The sequence below is a fragment of the Actinobacillus capsulatus DSM 19761 genome, from assembly GCF_000374285.1.
GTDB lineage: Bacteria > Pseudomonadota > Gammaproteobacteria > Enterobacterales > Pasteurellaceae > Actinobacillus > Actinobacillus capsulatus.
The window spans coordinates 14122-26301 of sequence record NZ_KB893948.1 but is presented as its reverse complement, the minus strand read 5'-3'; the positions used below and the strand labels follow the sequence as shown (position 1 = coordinate 26301).

General features: G+C 38.6%; 10 protein-coding genes. 5 read left to right on the top strand and 5 right to left on the bottom strand.

Translation table 11 applies throughout. The features are described 5' to 3' along the window. Positions 1–159 precede the first annotated feature (159 nt). Positions 160–2037, top strand: a complete 1878-nt coding sequence (htpG, locus tag C228_RS0111660) for a molecular chaperone HtpG (protein WP_018652785.1) — start codon at positions 160–162, stop codon at positions 2035–2037. Positions 2038–2130: 93 nt separating this feature from the next. Here the strand turns inward: htpG and metC are convergent, their stop codons facing one another. The 3 genes from metC to nhaB all read right to left on the bottom strand — a co-directional run bounded on the left by metC (position 2131) and on the right by nhaB (position 5573). Beyond that, positions 2131–3321 carry a cystathionine beta-lyase gene (gene metC, locus C228_RS0111655; protein WP_018652784.1) on the bottom strand — a complete coding sequence of 397 codons (1191 nt, stop codon included), beginning with the start codon at positions 3319–3321 and terminating at the stop codon, positions 2131–2133. 75 nt (positions 3322–3396) lie between these two features. Beyond that, a complete protein-coding gene (dsbB, locus tag C228_RS0111650) occupies positions 3397–3936 on the bottom strand; it encodes a disulfide bond formation protein DsbB (RefSeq protein WP_018652783.1) in 540 nt (179 codons plus the stop codon). Positions 3937–4031: 95 nt separating this feature from the next. Beyond that, positions 4032–5573, bottom strand: a complete 1542-nt coding sequence (gene nhaB / locus C228_RS0111645) for a sodium/proton antiporter NhaB (RefSeq protein ID WP_018652782.1) — start codon at positions 5571–5573, stop codon at positions 4032–4034. 176 nt (positions 5574–5749) lie between these two features. On the opposite strand from nhaB, the gene fadR reads away from it, so the two are divergent. Then, positions 5750–6478: a fatty acid metabolism transcriptional regulator FadR gene (fadR, locus tag C228_RS0111640; protein ID WP_026313291.1), complete on the top strand. Its 729-nt coding sequence runs from the start codon at positions 5750–5752 to the stop codon at positions 6476–6478. An 8-nt stretch (positions 6479–6486) separates the two neighbouring features. After that, positions 6487–7557, top strand: coding sequence for a PhoH family protein (locus tag C228_RS0111635; RefSeq protein ID WP_018652780.1), 1071 nt, complete (start codon positions 6487–6489; stop codon positions 7555–7557). A 106-nt stretch (positions 7558–7663) separates the two neighbouring features. On the opposite strand, the gene tkt is transcribed toward C228_RS0111635, so the two are convergent. Then, positions 7664–9670 (bottom strand): transketolase, encoded by a 2007-nt coding sequence (gene tkt / locus C228_RS0111630; protein WP_018652779.1) that lies wholly within the window; start codon positions 9668–9670, stop codon positions 7664–7666. Positions 9671–10048: 378 nt separating this feature from the next. Here tkt and rpmE point away from each other — a divergent pair, with 378 nt between their 5' ends. Beyond that, positions 10049–10261 (top strand): 50S ribosomal protein L31, encoded by a 213-nt coding sequence (rpmE, locus tag C228_RS0111625; RefSeq protein ID WP_005597698.1) that lies wholly within the window; start codon positions 10049–10051, stop codon positions 10259–10261. Positions 10262–10321: 60 nt separating this feature from the next. Here rpmE and C228_RS0111620 read toward each other — a convergent pair whose 3' ends face one another. Beyond that, positions 10322–11383, bottom strand: coding sequence for a heptosyltransferase (locus C228_RS0111620; RefSeq protein WP_018652778.1), 1062 nt, complete (start codon positions 11381–11383; stop codon positions 10322–10324). 113 nt (positions 11384–11496) lie between these two features. Between C228_RS0111620 and C228_RS0111615 the strand changes: the two genes are divergently transcribed. Continuing rightward, positions 11497–12180, top strand: coding sequence for a glycosyltransferase family 25 protein (locus C228_RS0111615; protein WP_018652777.1), 684 nt, complete (start codon positions 11497–11499; stop codon positions 12178–12180).

The following is a 12180-nucleotide window of genomic DNA, read 5'->3' as shown; positions in this document are numbered from 1 at the left end:
AACTATTGATTTGATAAAATTTAACAATTGAATTGGATTTTTTAATAGAAAATAACTTTGGTCTTATAACTTGAAAAGTTAGCAACTTTTCCCCATTTACTAAAGCGTTTGAAAGCGGTGAAATTCCGCTTATTTTTTGTAAATTAAAAGAGGGATAAAATGAGTACCAATCAAGAAACAAGAGGCTTTCAATCAGAAGTAAAACAACTGCTTCAATTGATGATCCATTCACTTTATTCAAATAAAGAAATTTTCTTGCGTGAATTAATCTCCAATGCGTCTGATGCAGCGGATAAACTGCGTTTTAAAGCGCTTTCCAATCCTGCATTATATGAAGGTGACGGCGAATTACGTGTACGAGTGAGCTTTGATGAAACTTTAGGCACACTGACTATCAGCGATAACGGTATCGGTATGAACCGTGAACAGGTTATCGATCACTTGGGTACGATCGCTAAATCAGGCACCAAAGAGTTTTTAAATTCGTTAGGTACGGATCAAGCGAAAGACAGCCAATTAATCGGTCAATTCGGGGTTGGTTTCTATTCAGCTTTTATTGTGGCAGATAAAGTGACGGTGAAAACGCGTGCGGCGGGTGAAGCGCAAGGCGTTATGTGGGAATCTGCCGGTGAAGGCGATTACACGGTAGCAGATATTGAGAAAGTAACACGCGGTACGGACGTTATTTTACATCTGCGTGAGGATGAAAAAGAATTTTTAAGCGAATGGCGTTTACGTGAAATTATTGGTAAGTATTCGGATCATATCGGTTTACCGGTTGAAATCCAAACCACGTCATACGATGACGAAGGCAAAGCAAGTGGTCAAAAATGGGAAAAAATTAACAAAGCGCAAGCACTTTGGACTCGTTCAAAAACCGAAATTTCAGATGAAGAATACCAAGAGTTCTATAAGCATTTAAGTCATGATTACAATGATTCGCTTATTTGGGCGCATAATAAAGTGGAAGGTAAACAAGATTATACCAGCTTGCTTTATGTACCGGCAAAAGCACCGTGGGATTTGTTCAATCGTGATCAAAAACACGGCTTAAAACTTTATGTACAACGTGTATTTATTATGGACGATGCGGAAGTGTTTATGCCGAATTACCTACGTTTTATGCGAGGTTTATTAGATACGAATGACTTGCCGTTAAATGTTTCACGTGAGATTTTACAAGAAAATAAAGTCACCGCTTCATTACGTTCGGCGTTGACTAAACGTGCATTGCAACTATTGGAAAAATTAGCGAAGGACGATCAAGCTAAATACCAAACTTTCTGGAATGAATTCGGCTTAGTGTTAAAAGAAGGTGTTGGTGAAGATTTTGCGAATAAACAACAAATTGCGTTATTATTCCGCTTTGCTTCAACTCAAACTGATTCTAGCGAACAAACAGTAAGTTTGGTGGATTATGTTGGCAGAATGAAAGAAGGCCAGAAAGCGATTTATTTCTTAACCGCTGATAACTATGTGGCAGCGAAAAATAGTCCGCACCTTGAACTGTTCAATAAGAAAGGCATTGAAGTGCTGTTATTATCTGATCGTATTGACGAATGGGTAGTTGGTCATTTAACTGAATTTGATGGTAAACCGTTGCAAAGTATCACAAAATCGGATCTGGATTTAGGCGATCTTGCTGATAAGGAACAAGAAGAAAGCCAAAAAGCACAACAAGCGGAATTCGGATCTTTCCTTGAACGTGCGCAAAGCTATTTTGGTGGCCGTGTGAAAAAAGTGGTATTAACTCATCGCTTAACCGATACTCCAGCGATCGTTTCTACTGACAATGATGAAATGACTACGCAGATGGCAAAACTGTTTGCAGCAATGGGACAAAAAGCACCGGAAGTGAAATATACATTTGAGATAAATCCGGATCATCGTATGGTTAAGAAAATAGCAGATCTTACTGATGAAACAGAATTCAATGATTGGATTGAATTATTGTTTGAACAAGCATTGCTTGCAGAACGTGGTTCATTAGAAAACCCAGCAGCATTTATCAAACGTATGAATAAATTGCTTAGTTAACCATTAGAGATATAAAGAAGGCTATCGAAAGATAGCCTTTTGTTTTTAGATAAGAATTGTAAATTTTTCTGTAAATTTGACCGCTTGTTACGCTTATTTTAAACGTTCAAAGCCTTTTTCTAAATCGGCAATCAGATCTTCAACCGCTTCTAAACCGACGTGGATACGAATCAGTGTACCGCTAAGTTTTCTTTCGATGGCTGTACGGATACGAGCGATTTCTTCCGGTTGGTTGGCTAAAATCAGTGATTCAAAGCCACCCCAAGAATAAGCCATAGTAAATAATTCAAAGTGATCTAAAAAGTTAGCTAATTGTTCATCGTTTAACTTTTGGTTAAGTTCGAATGAAAACAGACCGCTTGCACCTTTAAAATCTCGTTTGAAAAATTCGTGTCCCGGGCAACTTGGTAAAGCAGGGTGGAAGACCGCTTTTACTTCCGGACGTTGTGCCAGCCATTGTGCTACTTGAATTGAACGTTCTTGATGTTCTTTTAAACGAATGCCAAGCGTGCGTAAGCCTCGTGCGGTAGTATAAGCGGAATCCGCATCTACCATTTGCCCCATTAAATATGAACGTTCACGAAGTTGATCCCAACAGCGAGCATTAGATACCGCCGTACCAATCATCACATCTGAGTGACCGACTAAATATTTAGTACCTGCCTGAATCGAAATATCAATCCCGAATTCAAGTGCAGGGAAAAGCACGCCGCCCGCCCAAGTGTTATCGATCATAATCACGATATTCGGATTGATTTCACGAGCGACTCGAACCAAAGTCGGAATATCCGGTACTTCCATTGTTAGTGAGCTTGGCGATTCTAAAAATAATACTTTGGTATTCGGTTGAATTAACCCACGAATCCCCTCGCCGATAAGTGGATCGTAATACGTAGTGCTTATACCAATATTTTTTAAGATAACGTTACAAAAATCTTGAGTCGGTTCATAAGCCGCACCGGTCATTAATATGTGATCGCCTTGCGAGACAAAAGCCAAAATGGAATTGGTTACGGCAGCCGCTCCGCACGGATAAAGATAACAGCCGGTTCCGCCTTCTAATTCACACATTGCATCTTGGAGAGCGAAGTGGGTTAGGGTGCCTCGTCTGCCGTAAAATAATTCGCCTTTATAGCGATTGCGAGTGGCATTCTTTTTTTGTGCAACCGAGTCAAACACTAAAGAGGAGGCGCGTTGAACGACAGGATTCACAGAACCTTGGGTATAACGAGATTTGCGTCCAGCATGGACAAATTTGGTTTCCAGTTGAGAGAAATTTGACATTGTGTTTCCTTATTATAGTTATAAGAAAGCGGTCTGATTTATGCAAAATTTTGCAAAAATTCGACCGCTTGTAGGTTATCTGAATACGCTACGATATTGTGGTTTAGCTCGTTTGAATTGGCTGATGAGTACGATAACAAAAGCAAGTGCGAACATTGCGAAGGCAACGATAAGCCATTCCGGCATGCCTAAGCCAAGCATTTCCCATTGTTTCTCATTACAATTTATTGGACCAGGGGCAAAAATGCTTGGGAACCATTGATCAAACGGCATTGTTTGTGGAAATTCCGGTTTAAATTCACATTGATTCCAAGGAGACGGATTGGTTTGATAATCATGGTGTTTGACGGCTAATGCAAGCCCTTTAAAGGCACTGAAGCCCCAAATGAATAAAGCAAGCCAACGAGTAAGAAAAAAACGAGGGGAGATCGAACCAAGTAAACCGGCAATGATAAGTCCTAAAATCGCAAGACGCTCATAGACACACATGACACAAGGAACTAATCCCATTCCATATTGGAAATAAATGCCTGTTGTCTCAAGAGCAAAAGCAATAACAGCAAGTAATAGCCATGCGGTACGGCTTAATGAGAGTTGTTTGAAATAGCTGAGCATAAGAATTCCTTTAGTCTGAATGGTATGGATATTGTACCTGATTTTACTCAGTTTTCGTAAAAAAATCTCCCCAAAAGCGGGGAGATTTTTAGAGGTTAACGACTGATAATCCAGCCCCAATTTGTCATAATCTCCGTAAACGGAGGAAGTAAATATTCCAATGTGAAGAAACCGACAACCGACAATACGATGGTATAAGGTAATGCCATATACAACATTCTGCCGTATGAGAGTCGGATTAACGGCGCAAACGGTGAGGTGAGCAAGAATAAGAATGCTGCTTGTCCGTTTGGGGTCGCAACAGAAGGTAAGTTAGTACCGGTATTAATTGCCACCGCAATTAAGTCGAACTGTTCACGACCAATGATTCCAGAGGTTAGCGCATTTTTTGCTTCGTTAATATAAACCGTTCCTACGAATACGTTATCGGATACCATAGAAAGTAAGCCGTTAAATATATAGAACAAGGCTAATTGAGAATGTGCATCCGCAGAGAGTACGAATTGGATAATCGGTTCAAATAATTTAAGATCCACAATTACCGCAACCACAGTAAAAAATACTACGATTAACGCAGTAAACGGCATCGGTTCTTGGAATGAACGACCGATGACATGTTCGTCAGTAATACCGCAGAATGCTGTACAGATGATGATAATAGTTAAACCGATGATACCAACGTCTGCAAGATGGAATGCAAGCCCGATAATTAACCAAATACCGGTAAGTGCTTGAATGCCCATTTTCACTCGGTCTTGCTGAGTCATACGTTGTTCTTTTAATAAGTTATAACGTGCGAGGACACCCCATACGCGACGCGGTAAACGCTCCCCATAACCGAATAATTTAAAATGTTCTAGCAATAAACAAGTGATGGTACCGCAGAATAAAACAGGTAGGCTTACCGGTGCAACACGTAAGAAGAATTCAACAAAGCCCCATTCGGCTTGCCCTGCAATGATTAAGTTTTGTGGTTCACCAACCATAGTCATTACGCCACCTAATGCACTACCTACAGCTGCATGCATTAGCAGACTACGTAAAAATGCGCGGAACTGTTCAAGAATCTGTTTATTGGTAATGATTTTTTCATCATTGGTGATATCGGTAGAATCCTCGAAGTTATTACCGGAGGCGACTTTGTGATAAACACCATAAAAGCCTGTACCTACGCTAATAATTACCGCAATAACAGTTAGCGCATCTAAGAATGCAGATAAAAAAGTGGCACTGAGGCAGAAAGCAAGAGAAAGAACTTTTTTAGAATGAATAGCAATAAGTAATTTCGTAAAAACATATAATAATAATTGTTTCATAAAATAAATGCCGGCAACCATAAACATTAACAATAAAATAACGTCAAAGTTTGCCATGATTTCTTCTTTTACATGGTGAGGGCTAGTCATCCTGATGACAACAGCCTCAATAGCTAATAAGCCGCCGGGCTGAAGCGGGTAACATTTTAGTGCCATTGACAGAGTAAAGATAAACTCGGCAACTAGCACCCATCCTGCAATAAAGGGGCTAATAAAGAAAAAGATAAGAGGATTAATAACTAAAAAAGCTAAAATAGCTAATTTATACCATTCCGGTGCTTTTCCTAGAAAGCTTTTAAATATAGCGTTTGAGCTATTCATTTAAGGTTCTCCTTGTAAATAAAAAAATATAAGCTAATTGTAATCTAGTTTAGATTAAAGGATAATAGTCGCTATCTCATATTTCTGTGGGTGTTTTTTGATTTTGGATAAAAATCATTTCTTTATTTTTATTTTTGCGCCAATTTCGCAAGTTATGTTATGGAGGCATAAATATGGTGGGTAGATCTTATATTTTAAAAGCTCAGAGTCCAGCTGCTCTTGCAGAAGAATATATCGTGAGAAGTATTTGGGATAATAAATTCCCTGCAGGAACAGATTTACCGGCAGAGCGAGAGCTCGCAGATAGTATCGGAGTAACACGTACTACGTTACGAGAAGTATTACAGCGACTGGCTCGTGATGGTTGGCTACATATTCAGCATGGTAAACCAACACGTGTAAATGATGTTTGGGAAACAGCCGGTCCGAATATTATTAGTACGATTATTAAATTAGATAAATCGTATTTACCTGTCATTATTGCTAATGTAGTTTCTTTACGTACCCGTATGGCAGAATCTTATGTCCCTGAAGCAGTTAAATTAAACCCTGAAGAATGTATCAAATATTTTGCGCAATTGGATTCTTTGCAAGATACGGCAGAGGCATTTGCTAAATTTGATTATACATTATTTAGACAGTTTACTTTTTCGGCAAATAAACCTGTTTATGCATTAATTTTGAACAGTTTTAAAGGAATGTATCATCAAGTTGCGAGCATTTTCTTTGCAGATCCTGCGTGTCGTCAACTCACATTAACTTTTTACCAAGAATTATTAAAAGCTTGTGTTGAGCAAGATGCAGAGAAAGCTGCAAATGCGATGGCGCAAAATCGTCAATCAAGTAGCGAAATTTGGGGAAAACTTTTACAAAGTATCCCAGAAAATTTTGACCAACTAAAATAGGATATGTTTTGAACGAAATTTTCTTAGCTTTAGAACCCCAAGACAATGCTCGTTTGCAATCGCTTTGTGGCGCGTTTGATGAACATTTAACTTTAATTGAGAAAAGTTTTAATCTCACTATTGCTCGTAACGGTTTCTCTTTTTCGATTCAAGCCGATGACGAGAGCCATTATTCGGTGACATTAATCCAGAATGCGGCAAAGCTCTTAAAACAACTTTACATTGATACCGCGCCAATTAAAGGTAAAATCAAAGAATTGGATTTAGAAGATGTTCATTTAGCTATTCAAGAAAGCCGAATGTTACTTCAAAATCAATGGAATGTTGGGGGACGAGGAGAGATTTCAATCAAAACGAAGCGAGGTGTAATTAAGCCGCGAGGTGAACATCAGCAAGCTTATTTAAGAAATATTCTTAGTCACGATATTAGTTTCGGTATTGGGCCTGCTGGCACAGGAAAAACATTTCTTGCTGTTGCTGCCGCAGTAGAATCGCTTGAACGTCAAGAGATTCGCCGAATTTTATTAACTCGTCCGGCGGTTGAGGCAGGTGAAAAACTCGGTTTTTTACCCGGCGATCTCGGGCAAAAAATTGAGCCGTATTTAAGGCCTTTATACGATGCTTTATTTGAAATGTTAGGTTTTGAAAAAACGCAAAAATTAATGGAGCGTAATGTGATTGAGATTGCGCCTCTTGCTTATATGCGTGGGCGTACCTTAAACGATGCGTTTATTATTTTAGATGAAAGCCAAAATACTACGACAGAGCAGATGAAAATGTTCTTAACTCGTATTGGTTTTAATTCAAAAGCGGTAATTACAGGGGATGTTACGCAAGTTGATTTGCCCCGTAGTCAGAAGTCAGGTTTAAAACACGCGATAGAAGTGTTGAAAGATGTACCTGATTTAAGTTTTAATTATTTTGATAGCCATGATATTGTCCGTCATCCGGTGGTGGCGAAGATTGTACAGGCTTATGATGTTTGGGAAGCAGAGGATGAACAGTGTCGTGAGCAACGTCGTTTGGAAAAACTTGCTTTAGAACAACAGAAGATTTTAGAACAAGCAGAACAGTTATAAAGAGATAAGCGGTTATTTTTGTAAAAATTTTACAAATTCGATCGCTTGTTTATGGAATAGAAAAAAGCGAGAGGATTATTCTCGCCTTTTGTGTTTTCAAGTGAAATTATAAAATTTCTTTCGCTTTTGCAACTACATTTTCAACCGTGAAGCCGAATAGTTTGAATAACTGATCAGCCGGTGCAGATTCACCGAAGCTATTCATACCGACGATTCTGCCTTCAAAGCCGACGTATTTATACCAGAAGTCAGATAATTGTGCTTCGATAGCTACACGTTTTGTTACTGAACGAGGTAACACAGATTCACGATACGCTTCATCTTGTTTATCAAATACATTTGTGCTTGGCATTGACACCACACGGACTTTAACGCCGTCAGCATCTAATACTTCTGCTGCTTTCATTGCTAAATCAACTTCAGAACCTGTTGCGATAAGAATTAAATCTGGGCAACCGCCTTTTTCACAGCATTCACGTAGGATATAACCACCACGTGCTACGTTTGCTAATTGTTCAGCAGTGCGTTCTTGTTGAGCAAGATTTTGACGAGTGAAAATTAATGCACTTGGGCCGTCTTTACGTTCAACTGCCGCTTTCCATGCTACCGCTGATTCTACTTGGTCAGCCGGACGCCATGTTTCTAAGTTTGGAATGAAACGTAGTGATGCGGTTTGTTCTACCGGTTGGTGTGTCGGACCGTCTTCACCTAAACCGATAGAGTCATGTGTATAAACGAATAATGAACGTTGTTTCATTAATGCCGCCATACGCACAGCATTGTGAGCGTATTCATAGAACATTAAGAAGGTTGCACCGTAAGGAATAAAACCACCGTGTAATGCAATACCGTTCATAATTGCAGACATACCGAATTCACGTACACCATAGTTAATGTAGTTACCATCAACGTTATGATCAGCACGGATTGGTTTTGAACCAGACCATAAAGTTAAGTTAGAGCTTGCTAAGTCTGCAGAGCCACCTAAAAATTCAGGTAAGATATGTGCGTAAGCTTCAATTGCATTTTGTGATGCTTTACGGCTTGCGAGCGCTGCAGGGTTAGCTTGTAATTTTTCGATGAATGCTTTGCTTTCCGCTTCCCAGTTCGCCGGTAAATCACCAGCCATACGGCGTTTGAATTCTGCTGCTAATTCAGGGTATGCCGCTTCATAAGCTGCAAATTTAGCATTCCATTCTTTTTCGACTACCGCTCCTTGTGCTTTAGCATCCCAATCTGCATAGATTTCTGCTGGAATTTCAAATGGCGCATATTCCCAGTTCAGCGCTTGGCGTGTTAATGCAATTTCATCGTTACCTAGTGGCGCACCATGGCAGTCGTGTGATGCCGATTTGTTTGGGGAACCGTAGCCGATGATTGTTTTACAGATGATTAATGTTGGGCGATCTGTTTCTGCTTTCGCATTTTCAATTGCAAATTTGATTTGTTCTGCATCATGACCATCCACATTGCGGATAACTTGCCAGCCGTATGCTTCAAAACGTTGTACGGTATCATCAGAGAACCAACCGTCTACGTGACCATCAATTGAGATATTATTGTCATCATAGAAAGCGATTAATTTACCTAAGCCTAAAGTACCAGCTAATGAACATGCTTCATGTGAAATACCTTCCATTAAGCAACCGTCACCTAAAAATGCATAAGTGTAATGGTCAACGATTTGGTGACCTTCACGGTTAAATTGTGCAGCTAATGTTTTTTCTGCAATCGCCATACCCACAGCATTGGTGATTCCTTGACCTAATGGACCTGTAGTGGTTTCAACGCCTGGAGCATAGCCATATTCTGGGTGACCTGGGGTTTTAGAATGTAATTGACGGAATTGTTTTAAATCTTCAATTGAAAGATCATAGCCTGTTAAGTGTAATAAGCTATAAATTAACATTGAACCATGGCCGTTTGAAAGTACGAAACGGTCGCGATCAGCCCATTTAGGATTGGTTGGATTGTGTTTTAAAAAGTCGCGCCATAATACCTCTGCAATATCTGCCATACCCATTGGGGCACCCGGGTGACCAGAGTTAGCTTTTTGTACTGCATCCATACTTAAGAAGCGAATTGCATTCGCTAATACTTTACGTTCTGCCATGTGTTTACTCCTAGACAAGAAAGTGATAAAAACTCTATAAATAGATAGATTAGTTAATGAGATTAATTCTACACTATTTTTGAAGTAATACTCAAAAAATCTCTAGAGAAATCTGTGATCTTCTTCACAAAATATGAGAAAAAATTGATTGAAAATGATTCGTTTTGATTAAGTCACACAATGGGGATATTTTGTGGAAAATTGTGTTAATTAGTAAGGCTGAGTATTGATCTTAATGGCTAAATGCCATAGAATACGCACTCTTTTTGGCGTCGAGTAAATACTCGGCATATTATTTATTCACATATGGTACTTATCAGCGGATATACGAATGTATAACAAGATAAGTGGCGATATGGCTTCATTAGAGGTTTTCCAATGAAACAAGGTATTCACCCAGAATATACAGAAATTACTGCAACATGTTCATGCGGTAACGTAATCAAAACTCGCTCAACAGTGGGTAAAAACTTAAATCTTGATGTATGCGGCAATTGCCACCCATTCTATACTGGTAAACAACGTGTTGTTGATACTGGTGGTCGTGTTGAACGTTTCAACAAACGTTTCTCAATCCCAAGCACAAAATAATTTTCGAATTATTGATAAAACCCCGCGAATGTGGGGTTTTGTTTTTTAAGCATCCTGAATTCAAGCGGTTTGATTTTTAAGTTTTTTTGCAAGTTGCTGATTTAACCATTTACTTGCGTCTTGCAAATTAAATCCCTTGGTTTCATTATTGTCATTCGTCACTTTTGTTGCAATAACAATAAAAGAATCAATTTGGGGGTTTGGTCTCGGATGCCAGCGAGCTAAATTCGCTAAGTGATTAGCATAGAATGATAATAACGGCTTACTATAAGCACAAGCCATGTGAACACCACCGCCATCTACGGCAACCACTATATCTGAAACATTGACCAATGCGCAGTAATTTAAGGTATTTGTTTGCGGGGATATTCCTACAGGTACTTTTGTAACGCTATTTAGTGTTTGAAGATACCGTTCACTTGATTTGGTATAAGTGAGTAAAAAAGCAATCTTATCTAAATATTTAGGATCAATATTATTTAATAGGCTTGCTAACTCAATAGCCGGAACCTCTCGCATACTTCCTTGTGGGTTTAATAACACTCTAATTTTGTCTGTGTTATGCCAATAGGTATCAGCAAGTTCTCTGTATTCGGATGATACCGCTAAAGTATAATCACTAGGCTCTCTGATGAGATATGGGGCTAGTACAGAATGATGTAAGTAGTCTGCAATATGTGTATTATTCGGAATTAGTGTAGTAAAGTCATAGTTTTTTACGGTTTCTAATGAATAATGCTTTTTCTTATCTTTACCAAAATTAATAATAATTTTAGGTGTGAGCAATGAGTCTAAAATAATTGATTTAGAGGTAAAAGTAGGCTGAAAATCAAGGTATAAATCCCATTTGCCTCGTTGTATCAAATAATTCAGTGGGCGGTCATCAATTAATTGATCAACAGAATCAGCTTGTGCAAAGAGTTGCTTATTACGCTCTGTAACCAATACGGCTGTTTTTACGTTAGGAAAGGCTTGCTTGATTTGCGCTAAATGGGAAATGTGTACAATAGCATCACCAATAGCATCTCCGATTGGTTTTAGTAGTACACTTTTAATCTCGTTTAATTTCGTTTCATTCGATGCAACTCGTTTGCCAAATAGTGATATGATCAATTTCTTCATTCGTCGATTTCTCCTTTATATGATGAATATAACATATTTCAAAGCTTGAATAATTAGCTTTTTTCCGTAAAATCCATGCGCACATTAGTATTTTGTATGTATAAGAGAACTCTATGATAGATGATAAAATGCCTATTCCGCCTATTTTTGTAATTAGCTTAGCTAATTCTGTTAGGCGTAAAAGAATTTCTGCTCGACTTAACAGTTTAGGATTAGCGTTTGAGTTTATTGATGCAGTAAATGGGCGAGATTTAACAGAAGAACAACTTTCTCAAGTTGATTATGATTTTTACCCTCAGCGTTTTGGAGGGAAATATAAACTGAAGCTAGGTGAAATTGGTTGTGCGATGAGTCATATTAAGGTTTATCAGCACCTTGTGGATAATAATATTAAAGAAGCAATCATTTTAGAAGATGATGCGATAGTTTCTCACTATTTCAGACGTATTGTTGCAGATGCATTACGTAAAGTACCAAGTAGAAAACAAATTATATTCTTTGACCATGGTAAGGCTAAATATTGGCCGATAACACGTTCTCTTAAAGAAGGTTATAGATTGGTTCGTTATCGTTCGCCTTCTAAAAATTCTAAACGCACAATTATGATTACTACCGGCTATTATCTGACTTTAGATGGTGCGAAATTATTATTAAAACATGCATACCCAGTAAGAATGCCGTCCGATTCTTTAACCGGTGCACTCCAAATGACAGGGATTAAAGCCTATGGTGTTGAGCCTCCTTGTATCTTTATTAGCCCGGGTTCAGAAATCGATGAAATAGAAAAACGTGGTTAA